The sequence below is a fragment of the Microbacterium jejuense genome (assembly GCF_039544225.1).
Classification (GTDB): Bacteria; Actinomycetota; Actinomycetes; order Actinomycetales; family Microbacteriaceae; genus Microbacterium; species Microbacterium jejuense.
In genome coordinates this window covers 21,230-45,800 of record NZ_BAABLG010000005.1, presented here as the reverse complement: position 1 = coordinate 45,800, position 24,571 = coordinate 21,230, and the positions used below count along the sequence as shown (strand labels likewise).

General features: G+C 70.0%; 27 protein-coding genes and 1 tRNA gene. 13 read left to right on the top strand and 15 right to left on the bottom strand.

Annotated elements, in window-relative coordinates; translation table 11 throughout:
- Window positions 1-37: 37 nt before the first annotated feature.
- The 7 genes from ABEA46_RS09930 to ABEA46_RS09900 all read right to left on the bottom strand — a co-directional run bounded on the left by ABEA46_RS09930 (window position 38) and on the right by ABEA46_RS09900 (window position 6,998).
- Complete coding sequence (locus ABEA46_RS09930; protein WP_345544331.1) at window positions 38-988, bottom strand: glycosyltransferase; 951 nt, start codon at window positions 986-988, stop codon at window positions 38-40.
- 26 nt (window positions 989-1,014) lie between these two features.
- Window positions 1,015-2,520 (bottom strand): sugar transferase, encoded by a 1,506-nt coding sequence (locus ABEA46_RS09925; RefSeq protein ID WP_345544329.1) that lies wholly within the window; start codon window positions 2,518-2,520, stop codon window positions 1,015-1,017.
- Between the two features lie 177 nt (window positions 2,521-2,697).
- Complete coding sequence (locus tag ABEA46_RS09920) at window positions 2,698-3,885, bottom strand: glycosyltransferase (protein WP_345544327.1); 1,188 nt, start codon at window positions 3,883-3,885, stop codon at window positions 2,698-2,700.
- Window positions 3,882-4,451 (bottom strand): acyltransferase, encoded by a 570-nt coding sequence (locus ABEA46_RS09915; RefSeq protein ID WP_345544325.1) that lies wholly within the window; start codon window positions 4,449-4,451, stop codon window positions 3,882-3,884. The genes ABEA46_RS09920 and ABEA46_RS09915 overlap by 4 nt, the downstream gene beginning before the upstream one ends.
- Complete coding sequence (locus tag ABEA46_RS09910; protein ID WP_345544323.1) at window positions 4,448-5,263, bottom strand: polysaccharide pyruvyl transferase family protein; 816 nt, start codon at window positions 5,261-5,263, stop codon at window positions 4,448-4,450. Before ABEA46_RS09910 ends, ABEA46_RS09915 begins: the two co-directional genes overlap by 4 nt.
- A 19-nt stretch (window positions 5,264-5,282) precedes the next feature.
- Window positions 5,283-6,527: a hypothetical protein gene (locus tag ABEA46_RS09905; protein ID WP_345544321.1), complete on the bottom strand. Its 1,245-nt coding sequence runs from the start codon at window positions 6,525-6,527 to the stop codon at window positions 5,283-5,285.
- 264 nt (window positions 6,528-6,791) lie between these two features.
- The gene (locus tag ABEA46_RS09900; protein ID WP_018173742.1) at window positions 6,792-6,998 is read right to left on the bottom strand and encodes a cold-shock protein; all 207 of its coding nucleotides are present in this window, start codon (window positions 6,996-6,998) and stop codon (window positions 6,792-6,794) included.
- Window positions 6,999-7,325: 327 nt separating this feature from the next.
- Between ABEA46_RS09900 and ABEA46_RS09895 the strand changes: the two genes are divergently transcribed.
- Together ABEA46_RS09895 and ABEA46_RS09890 are read left to right on the top strand one after the other, a co-directional pair.
- Window positions 7,326-7,958, top strand: coding sequence for a GntR family transcriptional regulator (locus tag ABEA46_RS09895; RefSeq protein ID WP_345544316.1), 633 nt, complete (start codon window positions 7,326-7,328; stop codon window positions 7,956-7,958).
- A 58-nt stretch (window positions 7,959-8,016) separates the two neighbouring features.
- Window positions 8,017-8,508: a GNAT family N-acetyltransferase gene (locus tag ABEA46_RS09890; protein WP_345544314.1), complete on the top strand. Its 492-nt coding sequence runs from the start codon at window positions 8,017-8,019 to the stop codon at window positions 8,506-8,508.
- Between the two features lie 3 nt (window positions 8,509-8,511).
- On the opposite strand, the gene ABEA46_RS09885 is transcribed toward ABEA46_RS09890, so the two are convergent.
- Both ABEA46_RS09885 and ABEA46_RS09880 read right to left on the bottom strand, forming a co-directional pair.
- Entirely contained in the window at window positions 8,512-8,895 is a 384-nt protein-coding gene (locus ABEA46_RS09885) for a TIGR03618 family F420-dependent PPOX class oxidoreductase (protein WP_345544312.1), read from the bottom strand.
- Between the two features lie 363 nt (window positions 8,896-9,258).
- Window positions 9,259-9,342 (bottom strand) — tRNA-Leu (locus ABEA46_RS09880).
- A gap of 155 nt (window positions 9,343-9,497) precedes the next feature.
- Here ABEA46_RS09880 and ABEA46_RS09875 point away from each other — a divergent pair.
- From ABEA46_RS09875 to pknB, 7 genes are read left to right on the top strand one after another with little or no spacing between them, the layout of a single operon-like run.
- Window positions 9,498-10,262, top strand: coding sequence for an FHA domain-containing protein (locus tag ABEA46_RS09875; protein ID WP_345544310.1), 765 nt, complete (start codon window positions 9,498-9,500; stop codon window positions 10,260-10,262).
- A complete protein-coding gene (locus ABEA46_RS09870) occupies window positions 10,259-10,810 on the top strand; it encodes an FHA domain-containing protein FhaB/FipA (protein WP_345544308.1) in 552 nt (183 codons plus the stop codon). Before ABEA46_RS09875 ends, ABEA46_RS09870 begins: the two co-directional genes overlap by 4 nt.
- Before the next feature lie 18 nt (window positions 10,811-10,828).
- On the top strand, window positions 10,829-12,067 hold the full coding sequence (locus tag ABEA46_RS09865) for a PP2C family protein-serine/threonine phosphatase (RefSeq protein WP_345544306.1): 1,239 nt from the start codon (window positions 10,829-10,831) through the stop codon (window positions 12,065-12,067).
- Entirely contained in the window at window positions 12,064-13,458 is a 1,395-nt protein-coding gene (locus ABEA46_RS09860) for an FtsW/RodA/SpoVE family cell cycle protein (RefSeq protein WP_345544304.1), read from the top strand. The genes ABEA46_RS09865 and ABEA46_RS09860 overlap by 4 nt, the downstream gene beginning before the upstream one ends.
- A 1-nt stretch (window position 13,459) precedes the next feature.
- Window positions 13,460-14,920 carry a peptidoglycan D,D-transpeptidase FtsI family protein gene (locus ABEA46_RS09855; protein WP_345544302.1) on the top strand — a complete coding sequence of 487 codons (1,461 nt, stop codon included), beginning with the start codon at window positions 13,460-13,462 and terminating at the stop codon, window positions 14,918-14,920.
- The gene (locus ABEA46_RS09850; protein WP_345544300.1) at window positions 14,917-16,650 is read left to right on the top strand and encodes a serine/threonine-protein kinase; all 1,734 of its coding nucleotides are present in this window, start codon (window positions 14,917-14,919) and stop codon (window positions 16,648-16,650) included. The genes ABEA46_RS09855 and ABEA46_RS09850 overlap by 4 nt, the downstream gene beginning before the upstream one ends.
- Window positions 16,651-16,709: 59 nt before the next feature.
- Complete coding sequence (gene pknB, locus ABEA46_RS09845; protein WP_345544298.1) at window positions 16,710-18,419, top strand: Stk1 family PASTA domain-containing Ser/Thr kinase; 1,710 nt, start codon at window positions 16,710-16,712, stop codon at window positions 18,417-18,419.
- Between the two features lie 21 nt (window positions 18,420-18,440).
- On the opposite strand, the gene ABEA46_RS09840 is transcribed toward pknB, so the two are convergent.
- The 3 genes from ABEA46_RS09840 to ABEA46_RS09830 are packed head-to-tail and all read right to left on the bottom strand — an operon-like array spanning window position 18,441 to window position 20,007.
- Window positions 18,441-19,085, bottom strand: coding sequence for an anthranilate synthase component II (locus ABEA46_RS09840; protein WP_345544296.1), 645 nt, complete (start codon window positions 19,083-19,085; stop codon window positions 18,441-18,443).
- Window positions 19,082-19,279 carry a hypothetical protein gene (locus ABEA46_RS09835; RefSeq protein ID WP_345544825.1) on the bottom strand — a complete coding sequence of 66 codons (198 nt, stop codon included), beginning with the start codon at window positions 19,277-19,279 and terminating at the stop codon, window positions 19,082-19,084. Before ABEA46_RS09835 ends, ABEA46_RS09840 begins: the two co-directional genes overlap by 4 nt.
- Complete coding sequence (locus tag ABEA46_RS09830; RefSeq protein WP_345544294.1) at window positions 19,279-20,007, bottom strand: class E sortase; 729 nt, start codon at window positions 20,005-20,007, stop codon at window positions 19,279-19,281. Before ABEA46_RS09830 ends, ABEA46_RS09835 begins: the two co-directional genes overlap by 1 nt.
- Window positions 20,008-20,125: 118 nt before the next feature.
- Here ABEA46_RS09830 and ABEA46_RS09825 point away from each other — a divergent pair, with 118 nt between their 5' ends.
- Window positions 20,126-20,365, top strand: a complete 240-nt coding sequence (locus tag ABEA46_RS09825) for a cell division protein CrgA (protein WP_141896730.1) — start codon at window positions 20,126-20,128, stop codon at window positions 20,363-20,365.
- Window positions 20,366-20,532: 167 nt separating this feature from the next.
- Here the strand turns inward: ABEA46_RS09825 and ABEA46_RS09820 are convergent, their stop codons facing one another.
- Both ABEA46_RS09820 and ABEA46_RS09815 read right to left on the bottom strand, forming a co-directional pair.
- Window positions 20,533-21,426, bottom strand: coding sequence for a rhomboid family intramembrane serine protease (locus ABEA46_RS09820; RefSeq protein WP_345544289.1), 894 nt, complete (start codon window positions 21,424-21,426; stop codon window positions 20,533-20,535).
- 11 nt (window positions 21,427-21,437) lie between these two features.
- Window positions 21,438-22,010 (bottom strand): peptidylprolyl isomerase, encoded by a 573-nt coding sequence (locus ABEA46_RS09815; protein ID WP_345544287.1) that lies wholly within the window; start codon window positions 22,008-22,010, stop codon window positions 21,438-21,440.
- A 95-nt stretch (window positions 22,011-22,105) separates the two neighbouring features.
- Here ABEA46_RS09815 and ABEA46_RS09810 point away from each other — a divergent pair, with 95 nt between their 5' ends.
- Together ABEA46_RS09810 and ABEA46_RS09805 are read left to right on the top strand one after the other, a co-directional pair.
- Complete coding sequence (locus ABEA46_RS09810) at window positions 22,106-22,603, top strand: DNA helicase (RefSeq protein ID WP_345544285.1); 498 nt, start codon at window positions 22,106-22,108, stop codon at window positions 22,601-22,603.
- Entirely contained in the window at window positions 22,596-23,075 is a 480-nt protein-coding gene (locus ABEA46_RS09805; RefSeq protein ID WP_345544283.1) for an aminoacyl-tRNA deacylase, read from the top strand. The genes ABEA46_RS09810 and ABEA46_RS09805 overlap by 8 nt, the downstream gene beginning before the upstream one ends.
- A gap of 28 nt (window positions 23,076-23,103) precedes the next feature.
- Here the strand turns inward: ABEA46_RS09805 and ABEA46_RS09800 are convergent, their stop codons facing one another.
- Window positions 23,104-23,538, bottom strand: a complete 435-nt coding sequence (locus ABEA46_RS09800) for an NUDIX hydrolase (protein WP_345544281.1) — start codon at window positions 23,536-23,538, stop codon at window positions 23,104-23,106.
- 85 nt (window positions 23,539-23,623) lie between these two features.
- Between ABEA46_RS09800 and ABEA46_RS09795 the strand changes: the two genes are divergently transcribed.
- On the top strand, window positions 23,624-24,514 hold the full coding sequence (locus ABEA46_RS09795) for an AraC family transcriptional regulator (protein ID WP_345544279.1): 891 nt from the start codon (window positions 23,624-23,626) through the stop codon (window positions 24,512-24,514).
- Window positions 24,515-24,571: the final 57 nt, after the last annotated feature.

Sequence of the window (24,571 nt, the reverse complement as noted above, 5' to 3'; positions counted from 1 at the left end):
TCCCCGGCCGCGCAGCACCCGCTCCGCGGACGCGCGGTCAGCCGTCCAGCGCCATGGCCGGGGCCTCGACCTCGACGACCGACCGTCGCGCCGCCTCACGCAGCACGTCGGCATCCAGTTCCTCGGGCGCCCGCATGAACGCGAGCGACCGACGCTGCATCTCGCGCGCGATCTGCACCTGATGGTCGTCCACGTGCTCGCGGTGGCGGGCCAGGCGTGGCACCAGCACGGGGAACTTGCCCTGCTCGAACGCGGTGATCGCAGATCCGGTGCCCGAGTGCGCGACCACGACGTCGGCCTCGCGCACGGCCGCGTTGAGCTCGTCGTGAGGCACGCGGTCGCGTCCTTCGATGCCCCACGCCGAGACGTCCTGAGGCCCCACCTGCCACAGCACGTCGTCGCAGTCCGCGAGCAGCGGCACCAGAGCGTCGTACAGCCGATCGAACCCGTACCCCTCCTGTGTGCCGACGGTGACCACGGCGCGACGGATGCGATCTGGCGCGGCGGGCGCCGTCGGTCCGGGTGCGAAGCTGTCATAGATCGAGCCTGCGTAGCGCCACCGCTCGCTCTGCCAGACCGGGTACTGCGTATACGTGCGGACCCGCCGCAGCCGCTGAAGGATGCGCCCCGACACACTCGGCCCCTCCGCGCGGGCGGCGCTCTCGATGTAGTGCGCGCGGGCACCGCCCGCCGCCGCCATCGGCAGCACCGCCACGGCCGGGCTCGACCCGGTGCTGAAGGCCCGGTCATAGCGGTGCCGCTGCAGGACGCGCGCGGCGACGGCCCGGAAGCGCCACAGGCTGCTGAGGTCCCGAGGTGCGACGAACGGTGCGAAGTGCACCTCGCGCCCTGCCAGCAGCGACGTCGACAGCCCGTTCTCGAACGTGAGCCACACCTGATCGTCGGGTTCGACGCCCAGTCGCTGTGCGAGGGTGAAGAGCTGCTTGAGGTGCCCGCCACCGGAACACACCATGATCGTCTTGGTCACGTCCGCCTCCTCTCGAAGTGCCGCGTTCAGTACGCGCCGTCGTGCTTGAAAATCTGCAGGACCGTCCGCAGGATGAGCAGCAGATCGCCGGTGAACGACCAGTTCTCGACGTAGTAGAGGTCCAGCCGGATGCTCTGCTCCCAGTCCAGATCGCTGCGCCCGCTCACCTGCCACAGCCCGGTGAGCCCCGGCTTGGAGAGCAGTCGCCGCGTCTCGTGACCGGCGTACGCCTCGACCTCGCTCGGGAGCGGCGGCCGCGGCCCGACCAGGCTCATGTCGCCGCGCAGCACGTTCCACAGCTGCGGGAGCTCGTCCAACGAGAACCGGCGCAGCACCCGCCCCACGCGCGTCACGCGCGGATCGTCCTTCATCTTGAACAGGACGCCGTTGCCGTCCGACCGCGGGGCGAGCTCGGCCCGCTTGCGCTCCGCGTCGACGATCATCGAGCGGAACTTGAACATCGTGAAGGTCGAGCCGCCCACGCCGACGCGTTCCTGCCGGAAGAGCACCGGTCCGCCGTCGCCGAGCCGGATCGCCATCGCGATCACCGCCAGGAGCGGGGTGAGCATCAGCAGCCCGACAGAGGTCGCGGCCACGTCGAAGATGCGCTTGACCGAGTGCGCGAACCCCGAGTACTGCGGCAGCTGGACGTGCACCATCGGCAGCCCCACGACCGGGCGCAGGTGGATGCGCGGGCCGGCCACGTCGGTGAGCCGCGAGACGAGGATCAGCTCTGCCTTCGAGTTCTCCAGCTGCCAGCCCAGCTGGCGGATCTGCTCCCGGCCGTGAGGCAGGTCGCCGGCGACCATGAGGGCCTTCGTCCGCGAGTCCCGCGTGGCGGGCACGACGGCGTCGTACTCGACGCGTGGCATGTCCTGCAGCCGTTCGACCACCTCCGCCGGCGCGTCCTCGAGCGGCTCGGTCAGCGAGACGGCCACCGGTTTGTATCCGGCGCCGAAGTTCGCCCGCAGCTGCGCGACGACCCGGTCGACGTCGAGGGCGGAGCCCACCACCATCGCTCCGGTGAAGCAGCGGCCGTTCCTGCGCAGCGTCATGAGCGAGCGGCGCCAGAACAGCCGGTTGGCCAGCAGCAGCACCCACCCGAGCGGCATGGCCACCGCCACGTACCCGCGGGCGAAGTCGATCTGCCCGACATAGCAGAAGATGGCCACGCATCCGAAGGCGAGCAGTGTCGCGTTCGTGACCCGCTGGTACTCGGTGAGCCCTTCGCCGACGATCCGCTTCGCCCTGCTCTTCACGGCCCACAGCGACAGCGCCCACAGCACCGCCACGACAGCGGCCGCGACCCCGTATGCCGCCGCGGAGGCCGCATGCCATTGCGTGGCGGTGCCGAAGCGGACGAGGCTCGCGATGCCGAGCGACGCGCCGATCGCCACGAGGTCCCCGACGAAGATGCCGGTGACCAGCCGTGAGTACCAGGCGGCCGCGCGCGGCTGCCTCGGTACTGCGGTGGTGCCTGCAACGACCGCGGATGGTTCGGTCGCTGCGAGTGAATGACCCAGAGAACTCATATGCGACCCCCCGGAAGACGCATGAGCAGCTTCAGGGGCAGCGCTGACCCTATGGAACCGGCGCCCCAGGGCTCCGGGTTGGTGCAGTGGTGCCTTGACGGCGGTCCCGATGCCCCGCCGTGGTGGACTCAGGCTAAGCCGAGAGATGGGCCCGGGTCACGGGCAGGGGTCCTGGTTTCACACGGCGGGAAGGAACTCTTCACTCCGGTGTAACAAACCAGACCGCAGGGCGAGCGAGAGGATCGCCTCGTGGCGCGAGCTCCAGGCGTGACTGTCGATGAACGCCGACCGCTCGTCCTCGGTCAGTCCGCCTCCTGCCAATGCGCGGTCGGTGAGCGGGCCCATCTCGGCGGTGCTCGCCGCGATGAGGATCCTGTCGTCGGCCCGGCGGATCGGCCCCAGGTCCACCGAGACCACCGGCAGTCCGGCAGCGAGGTACTCGTACACCTTCAGCGGGCTCATCGCCTCGGTGAGCGGCGTGCGGCGGTGGGCCACCAGCGATAGCTGGCAGTTGCGCAGCGTCGCGACCAGTTCCGCCCGCCCCATCCCGCCGTGCACGTGGACATTGGGGATGCCGCGCAGCGCCGCGACGTACTCCGGGTCGGGGGCCGGGCCCGCCAGGATGATCTGCAGCTCCGGGCGGTCCGCCGCGAGCGCAGCGATGCCTTCGGTGTCCAGTCGCTGGTCGAGCGTGCCCGCGTAGACGGCACGCGGCGTCGGGATCCCGGCCAGCCATGCCGGCGCGGGCGGGGCCTGTCCGCGCCATTCCCCGGGTTCGACCCCGTTGGGGATGACCGCGCTCGGACCGAGCGGGTCGATGCGGTCGATGATCTCCTGCGAGACGGCTGCGACGGCGATCTCGGACTCGCGGATCTGGCGATAGGCCGCCCGGTACGCGGGCCAGTACGCCTGCCGCGCCGCCGAGCTCAGCCAGTCGTCGCGCCCGAAGTAGGTCACCGCAGACGCCCACCCGAACGGGCAGAACGCCGCGACCAGCGGATTGGTCGTGATGACGGCGGGCCTGCGGATCCCCAGCGATCGTGCCCGTTCTCGCAGCGCCGCGTCGTACCCCCGGTACGACCGCACGATGCGGCCGACGTCGACGGGATCGGCGCGGGCCAGCCGCGTCGGTGTGATGAGCGCCCGTCGCGGGCCGGACGGAAGGCCCGGATCGGTGCGCCGCAGCCGCCGCGACAGCACACTCGGCAGGCTGCGGAACGGGTTGGCCACGAGCACGCCGCCGACCTGGTCGGCGCCGAGCAGGGTCTGCAGGATCCGGTCGGGCGGACGCATCATGCCTCGCGCGACAGCATCCGCATACGTCTCGTAAGAGAAGGTGAACACGACATCGCGCGGGCCGGTCACGTCACGAGCTCCCGGATCACGCGCGCCGGCGAACCGGCCACGACCGTGCGCGCCGGCACGTCGCGCGTCACGACGCTGTTCGCCCCCACCACCGCTCCCTCGCCGATGGTGACCCCGGGCATCACGACGGCGTTCTGACCGAGCCACGCGCCGCGCCGTACCCGGACGGGCGCGACCCGTGCCAGCGGCTGGTCGCGCACCGGCAGCGCGGGGTCGTCGAAGCCGTGCATGTGGTCGGCGATGTACACGCCGCGGGCGATGCCGACCGCCTCTTCGACGATCACCTGCTCCACCGCGGCGATCGAGGTCTGGTTCATGCGGACGCGGTCGTGGATGTGGATCACGGGTCCGTCGGCGTCCAGCAGCGGCACCATGAACCACGACGACGGCCCGATGAGGACGTTGCGCCCCACGGCGACCTTGTGCGGATTGCCGGCTCGGAAGGGCAGCATGATCCGGCTCCCGCTGCCGAACTCGGCGAAACCGTTGCGGGCGATCGCGGTGAACGCGGCGTCTCGGATGCGCTGCGCGCCCGAGACGACAGCCATGCCGTCGATCCCTCTCATGCCGCCCTCCAGACGTCGCGCGGAAATGCCGCCATCAGTCGATCCGCGATCGGCGCGACCTGCAGGTCGGGCGCCGGAGCCGACCCCGCCCACTCGATCGCCGTCTCCAGATCGGGAGCGAACTGCGGCACGGCGCGCCCGGTGCCGCGGAAGTAGTCCTCGTACTTGAACAGCGGCTCTGGGCCGCGCGCCCCGGACCCGCTGCTCGCGACGGGGACGACCGGCACTCCGGCGAGCTCGGCCACCACGATGCCGTGGAGAGAGGACGCGACGACGACGTCGCTGGACCGGATCGCGCGGACCACCTCGTGCACCGGCCGTCGCGGGTCGATCGTGGCGGCGTGCGCCGACATCCGTGCGTGGTCGTTCAGGTTCGGGACGATGGTGAGCCCCCGACGCGGTCCCGGATCGCCGTCGAACAGGTCGGGTCGCACCAGTTTGAGCAGCAACGCGGGATCGCCGTAGACCTCGGGCGCCTCGATGCCCTTCTCGTCGCGCAGCCAGTCGCGGGTCAGCGGGCCGCGCACCGCGCGGACGTCCACCGCCGTGAACCGGTGCTGGCCGACGGGGATCTTGCCGTTGACGCCGCTCCCCCAGATGACGTCGCCGTCGCGCGCCAGGTGCAGGATCGATCCGACGGCCAGCAGGCGCCTGCCGTCGCCTCGGCCCGCGATGGCTTCGCTCCGGCGGATCGCGGCTACGACGAGAGGCCCGAGCAGGTCGCCGAAGTTGCCGACCCGAGGCCCTACGCGGTACCGCCGCAGCACCGGGATGCGGTTGCGCCGCGGGTTCCAGTGGATCACCTCGACCATGCTCGCCCCGCCTTCCTCGTCACAGGCTCCACGCGAGTCGGAGCGCCTCGTCGGTGGGCAGCGGCGCGCGGGCGTCGAGCCAGTCGGCGCCGATCGCGTTCAGCGACAGGTCGATGCTGAACTGGCCGGAGGTGACGGCGGGTGGGCGCGGGATCGACGCGACGCAGTTCTGCACCGACAGCCACTGTCCTCGCAGGTTCCCCACGAACGTCGACGACACCGCCGAGATCGCGTCGACGGTGCCGATGCCGTTGACGGCGGCGGGCTTGCCCGAGGCGAACGCGTTCGCGTCGGGCGGCAGCGGGTAGCGGACCACCATCCGGTCTCCGCCGACGACGAGACTGTGATCGAACACGATGCCGCTCGTACGGTCGGAGGGGATGAATCCGGAGTTGGTGGACGCGAAGATCACGGAGTCGCGGATCACCAGGTCCGCACCGGGGCTGCTCCCCGACAGCTGCAGGGTGTCGCAGTGCGCCGTCGACGTCGCGCTTTTGTATGACGGCGCCAGGTAGCAGCCGACGATCTGGATGTCGCTCCACGGGTTGTCGCCGGTGCGGATCGCCCAGACGTCCGCGTCGGTCAGCTTGGCCTCGGGAGTCACGCACTCGACCAGCTCGATCTGCGATGCGGGCCCCGAGCCGCCGGCGGTGATGTTGAAGGCCTGTCCCTTGGACCGGGCCCACGCGAAGTCCTGCACCGAGGTCAGCACGATGCTCTGCGGGAAGAGCCAGAATCCCGCGAAGGCGACCCCCTTCACGGCATCCATGCGGATCGCGTCACTGAAGGTGATGCTGGCCGAGCCCTCGCGCGGCATCACCAGCACGCGGTAGTCACGACCGAGCGCGCCGATCCCCTGCAGCACCGGCGGTTTGGACGATCCCGCGCCGTAGCCGGGCAGCGTCCCCGGCTTGACGAGGACGCAGCCCTTGCCGTGGGGCGTGCGTTCGGCGACGTACGAGATGCAGCGCGAGATGTCCTTCCACGTGCACTCGGCTTCGACGACGAGGTCGAACGCGTCCGAAGGGCGCGGTGTGCGGGACGGCCAGTGACGGCCGGTGGGCCCGAACGACGCCGCTGCGAGCGGGCCCCGCGGCAGGGCGGCGTTCGAGAGCGACGCGGGCATCCCGCGGGATGCTTGGGTGGTCGGCGTCCGAGAGGGGGTCGGACGGGCGCTGGCGCGATCGGGGACGGAGCACGACACCAGCACCGCCGGAGCGGCGAGGAGGAGCGAGAGGGCCACCCGCCGCGAGATCTCTGCCATGCGCTGCGTCCAATCGTCGATGTGTCCGTCCGGACGACATCGGCCGTGTGCGCATGGGGAGCCGCACAGGCTCCACGCTAGGCGTCAGGTGCTTCGCGCAGGTTACGCTCGTGCAAACTTTGCCCCGATCAGCGCGCGCTGCGCTTCGATCGGCGGGCGGTCGCGCGAGCACCGGTGCGCGGGCATGGCTGAACCGCGGCATCCACCGTCTTTCGATTCGGGATGCCGCGGCTCAGTGACCCTGTTACGGTCTGTCCGCTCGACTCAGAGCGGGCGGATGTTCTCAGCCTGCAGGCCCTTGGGGCCCTGGGCGATCTCGAACTCGACGCGCTGGTTCTCCTCGAGCGAGCGGTAGCCGCTCGACTCGATGGCGCTGTAGTGCGCGAAGACGTCTGCTCCGCCTTCATCAGGAGCGATGAAGCCGAATCCCTTCTCGGAGTTGAACCACTTGACGGTGCCCTGCGTTGCCATTACTTGCCGTTCTTCGTTGATCTCGTCGCGATTGCGGCGATTGCATCCAACGTAGTGAACTCGCGGGCGCACGGCGAGACCCTCGTCGGATGGTGACACAAACGTTGCACGCGACGATGAGGGTTTCGGGTACGCCCATCGTACGCCCGGGCTGAGCGGTGCTCTAAGCCCGGGCGTCGACGGATCCCCCCGGATAGGCCACGCCGAAGCGTGGACACGGTAATCGTACCGATATATCAACGCAGAGGCGAGGGTTCATTTCCGCGGAATCACGCGGCGGATCAGGGTCTATGCAAATGAATCCTCCGGCGTACACTGGTGCCACCCATGACTGCTCCCTTCGTTCCGCTCGACCCGCGCGGTGCCGTCCTCGGAGACGAGGTATACGCACGCCTGGGCGAGGCGATCCTCGACGGCCGCCTCGCGCCCGGCGAGCGGGTCCGCGATCAGGAGCTGGCGGAATGGCTGGGAGTCTCGCGCACGCCGGTGCGCGAAGCGCTGCAGCGGCTGGAGCGCGTGGGGCTCGTCGAGGTCTCGCCGCACCGCTATACACGGGTGTCGCATCCGAACCGGCAGACCGACACGGCCGAGCTGGTCGCCTTCAACATGGGCCTGGCGGCGCGGATGGCGTCCGCGCGCGCCGAAGAGGAAGAGATCGTCGAGGCCGTCGAGCGTCTCGACGCTGTCATCGCCGCTTCGCGCGCCGACGACAGCGTGGCCCTCGCTGAAGCCAGCCAGGCCTTCTTCGCGGTGATCACCCGCGCGGCCGGCAACTACGCGCTGCTGCAGTTCGTCCGTGAGTACGAGTTCGCGATCCGACGCGACATGGTTGGCTGGCAGCCCTTCCTCGAATGCCCCGTCGGCCGCACCGCCGCCTACGAGGAGTTCCGCGAGGCCTTCGTCGCCCGCGACGGCGACCGCGCCGAGGCGCTGCTGCGCGGCATCCACGGCCTCCCCTGATCCACCGGGTCCCCGGCCGCCCTTTTCGACGTCGGATGCCGCAGCTAGCGTGTTTCGGGTGAACCACATCGATCTGCGGCCGTTCGACGACGACGACCTCGACGCGGTCTTCGAGATGATGCGCGACCGCGAGGCGGTCGAGATGGCCGCGTTCACGGCGTCGGATCCCGACGACCGTGAAGCGTTCGATGCGTGGATCGCCCGCCAGCGCGCGTCCGACGACGTGCTGTGCCTGGTCGTGACCGAGAACGGCGGGTTCGCCGGCACCGCCGCGGCGTTCACCGTAGACGGCGACCGCGAGGTCAGCTTCTGGATCGCCCGGCACGCGTGGGGCCGCGGCGTCGCCACCGCCGCACTGCGTCTGCTGGTGTCGCACGAACCCGTGCGCCCGCTCTTCGCCCGTGTCGCCGCCCACAACGCCGGTTCGATCGCCGTGTTCCGCAAGGTCGGCTTCACCGAGCTCTCGCGCAACGTCGACTTCGCCCCCGGCGTCGGCCGCGAGATCGAAGAGATCGTGTTCACGCTGCCTCCGTCGCTCGACGGGGCGTGATGCTCACGCCAGGAGCCCGGTGCTCCCCATCAGCCGGGTCGGCACGAGGTGGATCGTGACCCGCAGGGGATTCTCGCGGGGCTGGCGGTATCGGTCGGCGTAGAGGGCGACGGCCAATGCGACCTCCGCCGGGTCGTCGTGGACGGATGCGGTCCCCTGGAAGGAGATCCACCTCGCGCCTGCCACGGCACTGACGGCGGCGGTCTCATCGCGCAGGACGTTGCGGACCTTCTGCGATGTGCGGGACGTGATGATCCTGACGACCCCGTCGTGAAAGGTGAAGCCGACGGGAACCGCGTGGATCCCGCCCCACGAAGAGATCGTGGAGAGCGTCCCGAGGTGCCGCTCCCGGAGGAAGTCGGCACCGGCCGCCGTCAACTCGCGCACCGCGCCCACGCTACCTGCTGGGCGCGGCGCTCGGCTGCCCAGGCCGATGGCGCCTTCGAGCATGAAGACCGTCGTGTTGCGGGGTTGCCGCGGCGCTCCCTCAGTCCGAGATGTCCTTGCCATCCGTCCGGGAGGCTCTCGACGACGGGAGCTTCCGCGGGCGGGATCCCTAGTCCGACCGCGGATGCCGGTTTCTGCAGCGCGATGCCGAGTGCCGCTCAGAGCAGCAGCGCACGCCGCCTCGACAGGGCGAGTCTCCGCGACGTGCGCGCAGACGCCTGCGCCACCTCAACCCACCCGCCCCCCAGCGTCCACGCCGGGGAACGCCGAAGGCCCCCGGGGATCCCGGGGGCCTTCGTTCTGTGCGCGAGGGGGGAGTTGAACCCCCACGCCCTTTCGGGCACTGGCACCTGAAGCCAGCGCGTCTGCCTATTCCGCCACTCGCGCGAGTCGTGGATCCGAAGATCCGCGAAACTCAACTTCCCGAGGATATCACGCGATCCGCGTGACGCCGAACTCGACTGATCCCGAGGACGATCCATCGCACGGACAGACTGTGCAATTAGCATGTAGCAACCGGCACCCCCCTCAAGAGGAGCTCCGTGGGACTACTTGACAGCTTCGAGAAAGGTCTCGAACGCGCTGTGAACAGCGCGTTCGCGAAGACCTTCCGCAGCGGCATCCAGCCTGTCGAGATCGCATCGGCCCTGCGCAGCGAACTCGACAAGAAAGCCGCTGTGGTCAGCCGCGACCGCATCCTGGCTCCGAACACGTTCACGGTGCGCCTGTCGGCTGCCGACGACGAGCGCATGTCGGCGCTCGGCGACGCTCTCACGCAGGAGCTCGACACGCTCGTCCAGAAGCACGCCAAAGCGCAGGGGTACTCGTTCGCAGGACCCGTCACGATCGCGCTGCGCCGCGACGACCAGCTCGGCACCGGCACGCTGCGCGTCGAGTCCGCGACCGCCCAGGGCGGCCGCGTGGCCTGGCGAGGGGTCGTCGACGTCGAGGGCCGCCGCATCCCGCTCACCAAGTCGCGCACCGTCATCGGACGCGGCAGCGACGCCGACATCACCGTCGCCGATTCGGGAACCAGCCGCCGGCACGTCGAGATCCTGTGGGACGGCGAGCGTGCGATGGTGCGCGACATGGGCTCCACGAACGGCACGATGCTCGACGGCCGCAAGGTGACCGAGGCCGCGCTGCCGCCCGACTCGACAGTGCGCATCGGTCGCACCGACATCGTCTTCCGCGTGGTCGCGCAGGCCGCACCGCCTCGCCCGCCGGCACCCCACGACGACGCCACGCGGCGACTCGATCTGGGCAGCGCCGCCTACGATCCGAGCGAGAGGGGACCGCTGGCATGAGCGAGCTCACGCTCCTGCTGCTGCGCATCGGCTTTCTCGTGCTGATGTGGGCTTTCGTTTTCTCGGTGGTCTACTCGCTGCGGGCCGACCTGTTCGGCGTGAAAGTGCGGCGGATGCCGGATGCCGCAACCGCAGCCGCTCCCGGTGCGGCCGGGGCGGGGGCCCCCGCCGCCGCGGTATCGGCCGCGACCGCGCCCGTGTCGCCCCCGCCTGCTGCTCCGGCACCGCACGTGGACGGCGGCCCCGCCACCACCGCGACGGTCTCGCGCATCGTCATCACGAGCGGTCCGAAGGCCGGCCTGGAGCTGCCGCTGGGCAACGAGCCGCTGACGATCGGCCGCTCGAGCGAGTCCGGGCTCGTCGTCCGCGACGACTACACGTCCAGCCATCACGCGCGCCTGGTGCTGTGGGGCGACCAGTGGATGATCCAGGATCTCGACTCGACCAACGGCACGTGGCACGACGGCGCCCGCGTCGCCTCGCCCGTCCCGATCAAGGTGGGCGCTCCGATCAAGGTCGGCGCGACGACATTCGAGCTGCGGAAGTAGCGGGCGGACTCCTCGCACATGGTCTTCCAAGGCTCGAGCACCGCGATCTCGCATACCGGCAAGGTCCGCTCCAACAACCAGGACTCCGGGTACGCCGGCTCGAACCTGTTCGTCGTCGCCGACGGCATGGGCGGTCACGCGGGCGGCGACGTCGCCTCCAGCCTCGCGATCGCACGCCTCGAGGGCCTCGACAAGCCCTACGACACGACCGCGGCCGCCGAGCGGGCGCTGCGGGATGCGCTCTCGGAGGCGGCAGTCGACCTGATCGACACGGTTCACGTGCGCCCCGAGCTCGCCGGCATGGGCACGACAGTCAGTGCGCTGATCATGGTCGACGACTACGCCGTCATCGCCCACATCGGCGACTCGCGCATCTACCTGTACCGCGACGAAACCCTGACGCAGATCACGACCGACCACACGTTCGTCCAGCGCCTGGTCGACTCCGGCCGCATCACTCCGGAAGAGGCGCGGTACCACCCCCGGCGCTCGGTGCTCATGCGCGTGCTGGGCGACATGGACCCCGATCCCGAGCTCGACACGTTCATCATGCCGACGCAGCCGGGCGACCGCTGGCTGCTGTGCTCGGACGGCCTGTCGGGCGTCGTGGACGATGCGCACACGTCGAAGGCCCTCGGGATGGGACTCGCGCCGGGCCGCACCGCCGACATCCTGCTGAAGCAGGCGCTCGACGGCGGTGCCCCCGACAACGTCACGATGGTCATCGTCGACGTCGGCGGGCAGCATCCCGTCTTCTCGGGCACCGCGACGATCGTCGGATCGGCGTCCAACCCCAAGGGCATCGAGGTCCCCGCTGCCGCACCGCGCCGCGGCGGCTGGCTGCACCCGAACCGCCAGGCGGCCAACGAGCCGACGCACTTCGAGCCCGCGCCGGAGTTCCTCGAGGAGCTCATCGAAGAGGACCGCCGCCGCGCCCGGCGCCGCCGCGCCGGATGGATCGCCGGCGTCGCGCTGGTGCTCATCCTCATCTCGGGCGCCGTGTGGCTCGGCTACCAGTGGACGCAGACGCGCTACTACGTCGGCGCCGACGAAGACACCGTGGTGATCTTCCAGGGCGTGCAGCAGAACATCGGGCCGATCTCGCTGTCGGCGCCGTTCGAAGAGACGGGGATCCCCCTCGATTCGCTGTCGGACTTCGCACGTGCGACGGTGGAGGGGACGATCTCGGCGAGCTCGCTCGAAGATGCCCGCCGTATCGTCGCGGACATCAGCGATCTGGCGGGAGGCGGCGGATGAGCGCACCCGTCACCACGCCGCCCGACGGCGTCTCGGCCGACACCGCGGTCATCCGCGCGCTGCGGCGCATCCGCGTGCCGCAGACGCAGCGCAACCGCGAGCTCGCCCTGCTGATCTTCGCGTTCGCGATCAACGGGTCCGCGGTCGCCCTGGTGCAGCTCGGCGCGCTCGGCGCCATCGACTGGACCTTCCTGGTCTACTGCGGCGGCCTCACCGCACTCGTGATCGCCCTGCACATCCTGCTGCGGCTTCGTGCCCGGGATGCCGACCCCTTCGTGGTCCCGATCGCCACGGTGCTGACGGGTATCGGCCTGGCGATGATCTACCGGCTCGACATCGCGCGCGACCGGCACGGCTGGGACGCGTTCTCGACGCGGCAGCTCGCCTGGGCCGCGATCGCCCTCGTCGCCGCGATCCTCGTCGTGCTGTACCTGCGCAACTACCGCGTGCTGTTCCGGTACACCTACATCTTCGGCCTCGTCGGCATCGTGCTGCTGATCCTGCCGATCATCCCGGGCCTGGGCACCGACGCGAACGCGGACGTGTGGGTCTCGCTCGGCTTCTTCTCGTTCCAGCCGGGTGAGCTGGCAAAGATCGCACTCGGCATCTTCTTCGCCGGCTACCTCGTGCGCACGCGCGAGAGCCTCACCTCGACCGGCACGCGGTTCCTCGGCCTCACGTGGCCGCGCGCCCGCGAACTCGGCCCGCTGCTGGTGATCTGGCTCGTCTCGCTCGGCATCATCGTGATGCAGCGCGACCTCGGCACCGGCCTGCTCATCTTCGGCATGTTCGTCGCGATGCTCTACGTCGCCACCGGCAAGACCAGCTGGGTCGTCATCGGCGTCGTGCTGGCCGCGGGCGGCGCGTTCGTGGCATCCCGATTCCTGCCGTACGTCGGCAACCGGTTCACGATCTGGCTGGATGCCTTCAACCCGGAGCTGATGGACAACTCGAGCTTTCAGCTGGTCAACGGCATCTTCGGCATGGCCAACGGCGGCCTGCTCGGCACCGGGCTCGGCCAGGGGCGACCGTATCTGACGCCCGTCGCCGAGAGCGACTACATCCTGCCCGCGCTCGGTGAGGAGCTGGGCCTGATCGGAGTGTTCGCGATCCTGTGCCTGTACATGGTGTTCACGAGCCGCGGCATCCGCATCGGCCTGGCCGGCCAGGACGACTTCGGCAAGCTGCTCGCGACCGGCCTGTCGTTCACGATCGCGCTGCAGGTGTTCATCATGGTGGGCGGCGTCACGCGCCTCATCCCGCTGACCGGCCTGACGACGCCGTTCCTCGCGGCCGGCGGCTCGTCGCTCGTCGCGAACTGGATCATCGTCGCGCTGCTGCTGCGCATCTCGGACGCCGTCCGCAGCCGGCCCCGGGTGGTGATCGGCTGACATGACCAAGGAACTCCGACGCCTCAGCATCCTGATGCTGATCATGTTCCTCGCGCTGTTCGGCTCCGCGAGCTGGATCCAGGTGGTCCAGAGCGACGAGCTGGCCGCGAATCCCGCCAACCGGCGGTCGCTGTACGACTCGTTCGAGGTGCAGCGCGGCTCGATCATCGCGAGCGGCACCGCGATCGCGTCGTCGGTGCCTTCCGACGACCTCTACACGTGGCAGCGCGTGTACACCGACGGGTACATGTGGGCACCGGTGACGGGGTACATCAACCCCGCGCTGAACTCGCTGACCAACATCGAGCAGGCGATGAACCAGGAGCTCAGCGGCACCGCGGGGTCGCAGTTCCTGTCACGGGTCGAACGCATCTTCACCGGTCAGCCGCCGCGCGGCTCGAGCGTCGTGCTCACCCTCGACGCCGATGTGCAGCGTGCCGCGTTCGAGGCGCTCGGCGACCTGCAGGGCGGCGTCATCGCGATCGAGCCGTCGACGGGACGCGTGCTCGCGCTCGTGACGAGCCCCAGCTACGACACCAATGTGCTCGCCTCGCACGACACGGTGGCCGTCAACGAGGCGTACGACCAGCTGGTGGCCGACCCCGGCAAGCCGCTGTCGGACCGCGCGATCGGCGGTGACGTCAACCCTCCCGGCTCGACGTTCAAGCTCGTGGTCGCCTCGGCCGCCCTCGCCTCGGGGGACTACACGCCCGAGTCGACGCTCCCGAACCCGGCGCAGTACCAGCTGCCGCAGTCGAGCAGCATCGTGCACAACGCCAGTGGCGGCGCGTGCGGCCCCGGTGACACCGTCACGATCGCCGACGCCCTGCGCCTGAGCTGCAACATCCCGTTCGCGGAGCTCGCGGTCGAGCTGGGCGACACCGCGATCCGCGAAGAGGCCGAGAAGTACGGGTTCAACAAGTCTTTCGACATCCCGCTCACCTCGACGCCCTCGGGCTACCCGCGCACGATCCAGGACGACGCGCAGACCGCGCTGAGCGGGTTCGGCCAGGGCCAGGTGACGGCGACGCCCCTGCAGATGGCGATGGTGTCGGCCGGCATCGCCAACGGAGGTGTGGTCATGAACCCACGCATGGTCGACCGGGTCATCGGCCCCGACCTCTCGGTGCAGAAGACGTACGAGGACACCGAGTTCGGACGGGCGCTGGATCGCAGCCTGGCAGCCGAGCTGGTCACCATGATGGTCGCCAATGTCAGTGACGGTGCGGCGTCGGGTGCAAGAATAGACGGCGTCGACGTGGCCGGAAAGACGGGCACCGCGGAGATGGGTACCGGCGATCCGTACACGCTGTGGTTCACCGGGTTCGCACCCGCACAGAATCCGCAGGTCGCCGTCGCCGTCGTCGTGGAAGACGGCGGCGGGCAAGGACAATCGGGAAGCGGCAACACCATCGCCGCTCCTATCGCGAAGAAGGTCATGGAGGCGGTGCTGGGCAAATGAGACCGACGCAGGGCGTGACCTTCGGCGGCCGTTACGAACTCGACTCGCGCATAGCGATCGGCGGCATGGGCGAGGTCTGGGAGGCGACCGACCACGTCATCGGCCGCACCGTCGCCATCAAGATCCTCAAAGACGAATACATGGGCGATCCGGGCTTCCTGGAGCGTTTCCGCGCCGAGGCCCGCCACGCGGCCCTGGTCAACCACGAGGGCATCGCCAGCGTGTTCGACTACGGCGAAGAGAACGGCAGCGCGTTCCTCGTGATGGAGCTCGTGCCGGGCGAAGCCCTGTCGACGATCCTCGAACGCGACGGCTCGCTGTCCACCGACAAGACGCTCGACATCGTCGCGCAGACGTCGGCGGCGCTGCAGGCCGCGCATGCGGCGGGGCTCGTGCACCGCGACATCAAGCCGGGCAACCTCCTGATCACGCCCGACGGCCGCGTCAAGATCACCGACTTCGGCATCGCGCGCATCGCCGACCAGGTGCCGCTGACGGCGACCGGCCAGGTCATGGGCACGGTGCAGTACCTCTCGCCCGAGCAGGCGTCTGGCCACCCGGCATCGCCCGCGACCGACATCTACTCGCTCGGCATCGTCGCGTACGAGTGCCTGGCGGGCAAGCGTCCGTTCACCGGCGAGTCCCAGGTCGCGATCGCCATGGCTCAGATCAACGAGCAGCCGCCGCCGCTGCCCGCGACGGTCGCGGTGCCGGTGCAGAACCTCGTGATGGCGATGATCGCCAAGAAGCCCGAAGAGCGCCCGGCGTCGGCAGCCGCGGTCGCACGTGCGGCGACCGCACTGCGTCGCGGCGACGTCTCGGCGGCAGCCGCCGCCGTGCCGGCGATCGCCGGCGGTGTCGTCGCGGCCGAGGCCGCCACCCAGCTGCTCGGCGCCGGCGACACCTCCGCGGCCACGAGGCTCATGCCCGCACCCGGTGAACCGGTCGCCGAGGCCGAGGCCGAGAAGAAGAAGCGCAGCCCGTGGACGTGGCCCCTGATCGCGCTGATCGCGCTGCTGGTGCTCGTGATCGGCGGAACGCTGTGGGCGATCCTCGCCAACGGCGGTGGCGAGCCTGAGCCGACCAAGTCCACGCCGACCACCTCGCAGACGCCGACGCAGTCGGTCACGCCCACGCCTACCACCGGCACCGTCGTGGCAGCCGACTACATCGGCCAGGACTGCAACACGGCATCGGCGGCGCTCGACGGTCTCGGGTTCGCGACGCGCTGCGTCGAAGGCAACGCCGCACCCGACGCCGACAGCGAGGGCAAGGTCTACGCGGTGGCGCCGACGGGCAACGTCCCGCTCGCGACCATCATCGAGCTGACGGTGTACGCGGGCCAGGTGCCGATGGACCCGCCGGCGGCTCCGACGCTGTCGGACCCGATCGAAGAAGAGGGCACGGTCACCGTGCAGTGGCCCGGATACAGCTGCCCGTCCGGCACCGGCCAGGTCAGCTCGTACAACTTCACGGCCACCCAGGGAGTGTTCCCGACGACGGGTCAGTCGACGTCCTCGTTCGGTCCGGACGAGCGCTCCGGCGAGATCCAGGTCACCGGCAAGGCGGGCGCGTCGCTCATCGTGACGTACACCGTCACGTGCAGCGGCGGCACGGCGGGCGAGCGCACGACCGGCACCTCGGTCGAGGCGACCGGAGTGATCGAGGCCGCCGAGCCCGAGCCCGAGCCGAGCCCGTCGGCCACTGCGGCCTCGAAGCCCAAGCCGTGAGTCACGCCGAGCGGGTCGCGCGCGACGCGTGACCCGCTCGGCCTCGGCTAGTGTGGCTGATGTTCCAGGCAGGAGTGACCGTGACAGCTGAGCCGCATGTGCTTTCGGGGCGTTACCGCATCGACGAGCCCATCGGCCGCGGCGGCATGGCGAGCGTCTACAAGGGCTATGACCTGACGCTCGGCCGCGATGTCGCGATCAAGATCCTCGACCGCGAACTGGCCGACGACAACGCGTTCCGCACGCGCTTCCGGCTCGAGGCGCAGGCCGCCTCACGCATGGCGCACCCGACGATCGTCCGCGTGTACGACGCGGGTGAGGATTCGCTGACCGGTGCCGACGGCCGCGTGCGTCCCGTGCCGTTCATCGTGATGGAGCTCGTCAAGGGCCGTCTGCTGAAGGACGTCATCGCCGCCGGACCGGTTCCGGTGGCGGATGCCGTGCAATACGTCGACGGCATCCTCGAAGCCCTGCAGTACTCGCATCGCGCAGGCGTCGTGCACCGCGACATCAAGCCGGGCAACGTCATGGTGACCGAGGCCGGCCAGGTGAAGGTCATGGACTTCGGCATCGCGCGCGCGGTGTCCGACAGCTCGTCGACGGTGGCCGAGACGACCCAGATCCTCGGCACCGCGGCCTACTTCTCGCCCGAGCAGGCCAAGGGCGAGCCGGTCGACGCGCGCGCCGACCTGTACTCGACGGGTGTCGTGCTGTACGAGCTGCTGACCGGGCGCCAGCCGTTCCGGGGCGACTCGCCCGTCGCGGTCGCGTATCAGCACGTCAGCGAGGCCCCGGTGCCGCCCTCCGAGGTCAACGAGACCGTGCCCCGGGCCCTCGACGCCGTCGCGCTGCGGGCTCTCGCGAAGGACCCGTTCCAGCGCTACCAGGATGCCGCGAGCTTCCGCGAGGCGCTCGATGCGACAGTCGATGGCCGCCAGCCCAGCAAGCGGCAGGTGGGCGCTCTCACCAGCGAGCTGTACGGGCCCAACCCGCGCCAGGCGGCCGAGACGGCCCGCTCGCTGCGCCAGCTGAGCACCGACACGACGATGAAGCGCACGCAGGCTGGGCCTCCGGTGGCGTGGATCTGGGCGGGCGTCGCGGTGCTGGCCGTGCTGCTGATCTCGCTGCTGTTCTGGGTGCTGTCGATCCAGCCGCCCGCGACGCCGAACGTGCGCAGCGTGCCGAACGTGGTCGGGTTCACGTACGACGCCGCGAACGAGGCCCTGGCAGAAGAGGATCTGCGCGCCTTCCGCGTCGACGAAGAGAGCTCCGAGGTCCCCGAGGGCAACGTGATCCGCACCGACCCCGAGCAGGGCACGTCGGTCGAGAAGGAGCAGCAGGTCAAGGTCTACGTCTCGACGGGCCAGGAGATGACCACCGTTCCCACGCTCAAGGGCCTGGAACAGGATGCCGCCACGACCGCGCTCACCGACGCCGGGCTGACACTGGGCACGATCACGCCGCAGAACGACAAGGATCTCGCGGCCGGTGTCATCGTCTCGGCCGATCCGGTCGACGGCGCGAGCGTGCCTGCGGGAAGCACGGTGAACCTCGTCGTCGCCTCGGGCCGCGTGGCCATCGACGACGTCACGGGCTACACCGTCGACAAGGCCACGAGCGTGCTGGAGGACGCCGGGCTCACCGTGACCGTGGAGGAGGACTCGAGCTGCACGCCGGCCCAGAAGCCCGGCGTCGCCGCGCAGTCCCTGCCACCGGGCGACGTGCCGGTGCACTCCGAGATCACCCTGAAGGTCTGCACGGGTTCCTGACCCGCCGGCCCCGGGATCGGTTCACCGACGCGGGCTGAGCCGCTCGCCTCGGGCGGCGGCATCCACGAATCCCACTGACGCGAGCCAGTTGCCGAGCAGGCGGTATCCGCCCTCGGTGAGTACGCTCTCGGGGTGGAACTGCACGCCGACGATCGGGGCGGTGCGGTGCGCGATGCCCATGATGACGCCACTCGCGGTACGGCTCGTGACGACGAGCTCGTGGGGGAGGGTCTCGGGCATGATCGCGAGCGAGTGATACCGCGTCGCCGTGAACGGGTCGGGGAGGCCCGCGTACAGCGCGGAGCCGTCGTGGTGCACCGCCGAGGTCATGCCGTGCATGAGCTCCGGCGCGTGCGAGACTGTCGCACCGAACGCCTCACCGATCGCCTGGTGGCCGAGACAGACTCCGAGAAGAGGGATGCCGCGGCCCGTGGCCGCACGGACGACGGCGATCGACGCGCCGGCGTCGGCCGGGGTTCCGGGGCCCGGCGAGACGAGCACGCCCCGACGGCCCGCGATCGCCGCGACGGGATCGGCGATGGCATCGGCCTCGACGAGGTCGGTGTCGGCGCCGAGCTCATGCAGGTACCCGACGAGGGTGTGCACGAAGCTGTCGTGGTTGTCGACGACGAGGATCGGCGCCGCGTCGCCCGCGGCCGCGCTCATGCGCCGGTCGACGCGCCCGTGAGAGCACCGGGCAGCGGCAGTCCGACGGTGACCTCCTGCGGGACGATGAACTGGCTCACCCACGGGAACAGATAGAACATGAGGCCGTACAGCACCGCCGCGGCGAGCACGACGAGGATCAGCACCTTGACCCACCATGGGCCGGGGAGGCCGTGCCACAGAGCCCCGTACATCACGCCACCGCCTGGAGGGATGCCGGTGCGCCGGCCGATCTGGGGGTGAACGATTCGAACACGCTGTAGGCGACGATGCGTTCGGTCATCGAGTACATGGGGCTGCAGCTGGTCATGGTCATGTAGGCGGTGCCGGCCGGGACGTCCATCGCCTGCGGCACCGGGAGCAGCACCTCCACCGCGCTCGGCTTGACGTATTCGAGTGTGCGGAAGCGGTAGGTGTACCAGCCTTCCTGCGTCTCGACCACGATGGCGTCGCCGACGTGCAGCTCGGCGATCCGGTTGAACGGCTTGCCCCATGTGGTGCGATGCGCGGCCAGCGCGAAGTTGCCGGGCTGCCCGGGCATGACGGTGCCGGGGTAGTGCCCGATGCCGATGGGGTCGAGCGTGCGCGGACGGGTGACGCCGCCGGCCATCTCGACGGCGTAGTCCGGGCCGAAGCGGGGGATGTGCATGACTGCGAACTTCTCGCCGTCTCCGGGTTCGGCGAGAACGGGCGGCGGTGCGGTCACGGGAACGGCAGGATCGGTCGCCTCGGGCGTCGGCGCGGCGGCTCCGGGATTCTGCTGCTGGAACTCCTGCTGCCACAGTTCCGACTGCGCCGATCCCGACGCGTTGCGCTCGGCGCCGTAGATCATGTCGCCGACCCACAGCTGCCACACGACGTACAGCAGGACGATGACGCCGGCGGTGATGAGAAGCTCGCCGATGGCGCCCGCGACCGACACTCGCCGCCTCGGGCGCGCCTTTGTCCGGGCGGCCCCCCGGGTCATGGCGACCGCTTCATCCACAGGGGGATTCTCGCACAGCATAGTTGTGGTCCGGCTGGCAGTTAGACTCTTCTGCATGGCACGACCCGGCAAAGACGACGACTCGCTCGTCGAGCGCGCAGAAGGCGAATCCGCACCCAACCCGGTGTGGTTCAAGCCGATCATGATCGGCCTCATGCTCGTCGGACTGATCTGGATCCTCGTCTTCTACCTCAGCGGTATGGCGTTCCCGATTCCCGACATCGGAGCATGGAACCTGGTGATCGGTTTCGGCATCGCCTTCGTCGGCTTCCTGATGACGACGCGCTGGCGATAAACCCTACGAAGAGAGCCCCGGTCATAGCTGACCGGGGCTTTTTCGTGCCCGCGGGCCGCGGGCTGCGGCATCCCGGCAGTTGTTAACAGATCTGTTAACAGCTGTGAATTACACCGGTGTGATTCTCCCCAGGCTGTGGATGAACCTGTGGATAACTCCTGTGGAAATCAGGAGCCCAGCACGAGGGCAGGGAAGAGGACCGGGACGAACAGCAGCGCGACGAGCACCGCGCCGACCGCCGAGAGCAGCGAGATCTGCAGCGTGCGCTGTCGCACCGCGCGAGTGCGCGTGAAGATGAACGCCACCACGAGCCCGGTCACGAGCCCGCCGACGTGCGCCTGCCACGCCACGTTCATGCCCGGCACGAAGCCGATCACCAGGTTGATGCCGATGACGAGTACGATGCTCGCGATGTTCGCTCCGAGGTGCCGGCCGATCACGAGCAGCGCGCCGAACAGGCCGAAGATGGCGCCCGAGGCGCCGACGACCGACGTCGTGAAGGCGAGCAGGGTCACCGCGACAGAACCCCCCAGCGCGCTGAGCACGTAGAGGGTGAGGAACCGCCAGCGCCCGAGCAGCGGCTCGAGGGTGCGGCCGATCATGTACAGCGCGAGCATGTTCAGGCCGATGTGCCAGATGCTCGAGTGCACGAGGGCGGTGGTGAGCAGCCGCCAGGGCTCGAACACGCCGGTCAGGCCCGGGTAGAGCGTCGGGGGCCAGTACAGCAGCGCGCGTTCGACGGTGTCGCCGAATCCGGGGATGAGCGTCAGCAGATAGACGAATGCCGTGACAGCGATGATCGCGTAGGTCACGACGGGGCGGCCGTCCGACACGGATGCCGCCCGCGGGCGTGACCACCGACGCTCCGCCTTGCGCTGCGCAGGGGACTGGCCCTTCTGCTGATCGCGCAGGCACTCCGGGCAGATGACCCCCACCGCGGCGGGGGTCTGGCACTCGGGGCAGATCGTGCGCAGGCATCGCTGGCAGAGCACGAAGCTCTGCCGGTCAGGATGCCGGTAGCAGAAGTTGTCGCTGTTGCGGCGGAAGTCGTCGGTGGTCACGCGGGCCGCGTTCAGACCGCGGCGATGTCGATCGACTCGATGACCACGGGCTCGACCGGACGGTCGCCGGCAGCCGTCGGGACCTCGGCGATCGTGTCGACGACGGCCTTGGACGCGTCGTCGACGACCTCGCCGAAGATGGTGTGCTTGCCCTGCAGCCACTCCGGACCGCGGCCGCCCTGGCCGGGGACCGTGATGAAGAACTGCGAGCCGTTGGTGCCCTCGACCTGACCGGTGATCGCGTTGCGACGCAGGCCCGCGTTGGCCATGGCCAGCTTGTACGGGTCGGTGAAGGTGAGCTCGCCGCTGATCTCGTCGTTGAAGTTGTAGCCGGGGCCGCCGACACCCTGTCCGAGCGGGTCGCCGCCCTGGATCATGAAGCCGGAGATGATGCGGTGGAAGATGACGTCCTTGTACAGGGGGCCCTCGCCGGGCTTGCCGGTCGCGGGGTGGGTCCACGCCTGCGATCCGTCGGAGAGTCCGATGAAGTTCTGGACCGTGCGCGGCGCCTGGTCGCCGAACAGGTTGACGACGATGTCGCCGTAATTGGTGTGGATCGTTGCGACTGCGGTGTGAAGCGGCATGTGCATATTCTCTCAGAGTTCCCTGCAACACCTCCCGTCTCGGCGCCGGTCTGGCAAGATGAACAGACCGACATCCCCACGACAGGGAGGGCACCGTGAGCCTCAGCCGCAAGCGCAAGAAGGAACTCGAGAAGCTGCAGAAGCAGGCGTCGAACCTGTGGGAGGCGCAGCAGGTGCTGGTCGGCGAGGCCACCACGGTCGCTCGCGAGGCCCGTCGCCAGCTGGGCAACTACAGCCGTGAGCAGGTCGCGCCGCAGGTGCAGGCCGGGTACGACAAGTACGCCGCACCGTACGTCGACAAGGGCAAGCAGGTCTTCAACGGCACCGTGATCCCCGCGGCCGGCGCCGTGGTCGGGTCGGCCCTTTCGGTGTGGGATGCCGCCAACGAGCAGCGCGGACGCCTGGCGGGTGTCCGCGGCGCCGCCGTTCCAGTGGTCGTCCCCGCGAAGAAGGGCATCGGCGCCGGCGGCGTGATCGCCATCATCCTCGGCGTGGCTGCCGCGGTCGGCGTGCTCTACGCCGCCTGGCAGACGCTCCGTGCCGACGACGAGCTCTGGGTCGCCGACGACCCGCTGCGCGCCCCGGATGCCTGAGCCCGAGGGCATCGCACGCGTCAGGCAGGCAGCATCCGATCGCGGACTTGAGATCGAGATCAAGGAGCGCCCCGCCGCGAACAGCCTGAACGAGGCCGCCGAGATCCTCGGGATCGACCCGTCGGGGATCGTGAAGACCCTGGTGGTCAAGCGCTCCGACGACACGTACCTGTTCGCGCTGATCCCGGGCGACCGGGCGATCTCGTGGCCGAAGCTGCGCGCCGTCGTCGGTGTCAACAAGCTGCAGCTGCCCGATCAGGAGCGCGCACTGGCCGCCACCGGCTACGAGCGCGGCACCATCGTGCCGGTCGGCAGCACCACCGACTGGCCCGTCTACGCCGACACCGACATCGTCGGCCGCCGCGTAGCGATGGGGGCGGGCGCCCACGGGTACAGCATGTTCGTGCAGGCGGACGACCTCATCTCGGCGTACGGCGCGACGGTCGCCGACATCTCGCAGCCGCTCGGCTGAACCGGCACCTGTCGGCACGCACTGCGCATCACGACGGCAGCCGCACCCCGGCGAGATCGAGGGCGATGTCGACGAGCTTGACCCGCTGCAGGGCCGGCACATCTGCGAGCGGGAACCACTCCGCGCGGTCGGTCGATCCGTCGGCCTCGTTGCGCAGGCGGCCGCCGGTGATCTGCGCCCGGTAGACGATGCGCAGGGTGTGGAGCGGCTCGGTGACGCCCGGTGTCAGCCGTCTGCCTGCGGGGATCACGCGGGAATGGATGCCGAGCAGCTCGCCGACCGCGACGCGATAGCCGGTCTCTTCCTGGACCTCGCGGCGCGCGGCCTGCTCGGGGTCCTCGCCGTCTTCGAGCCCGCCGCCCGGCATGGTCCACGCGGCACGCCGGCCCTCGTTCCAATGCGCGAGGAGCACGCGATCGTGCTCGTCGAGGATCACCGCGTAGGCGGCGACGCGCAGGTCCATGCTTCACCCTAATGCTCGGCGAGGCCGCGTGAGAACGCCGTCGGCTGCCGGAATACTGCCTCGTCACCAGCGGTTCGTCACTCATATGGAGTCCACCGCCGCCGCGCTGCGCGCGCCCCGCACGGACGCCGACGACGACGCGCTCGAGCGTCTGCTCGCCTCGGTCGACGTCCGCATCCGCCGTCAGCGCCGGCTCCGGCTCGACCGCGAGGAACTGCTGGCGCCGGATCCCGGTGCGCTCACGTTCGCCTACGTCCTCGAGGGCGAACTGGAGACGCACCTCGCGGGGGAGGAGCCCGGCCGACTCCCGGCGGGCGACATCCTTCTGCTGAGCGGCCGGTCGCGCGGCGCGCTGTCGGCGAGCGGCGCCACGACGGTGCTGCTGTCCGAGCTGGACCTCGCCGAAGACGCGGCGCATCTGCTCGCACTGCTGCCTGACCACGCAGTGGTCCGTTCCTTCGCGGACCTGGAGCCCGCCGCAGCCGCGATGCTGCCCCACATGGGCTACGACGCCCACGCTGCAGAGCTCGCGAAGCGCGGGGGCGACTTCGTCGTCTGCCGCATGATGGCCGTGACGGTGCTCGTGTCGGTCATCCGGGCCTGGGCGGCGAACGGTTGCGCTCCCGCCGGGTGGCCCACAGCGTCGGCAGACCCGTTCCTCGACAGGGTGGTGGCCGCGATCCACGCCGACCCCGGGCGCGAATGGACCGTCGAGGCCCTGGCCGCGGTGGGCGCGATGTCGCGCTCGGCGTTCGCGGAGCGATTCCGCACCCGGTTCGGCCGATCGCCGGCGGGCTATGTGACAGCCGTGCGCATGCGCGCCGCACAGGACATGCTCTCGCGCGGCAGTGGCGTCAGCGCGGTCTCGCGCGAGCTCGGCTATGCCTCCGACGAAGGTTTCAGCCGCGCCTTCCGCCGCAGCGTCGGCACCACGCCGTCCGTATGGCGCTCGACGCACCGGTTCGCCACCGTCTGACGCGCCGGCCGCCGACGGCGAAGGGATGCCGCGCCCCGCCCGATCGGAATCACGCGG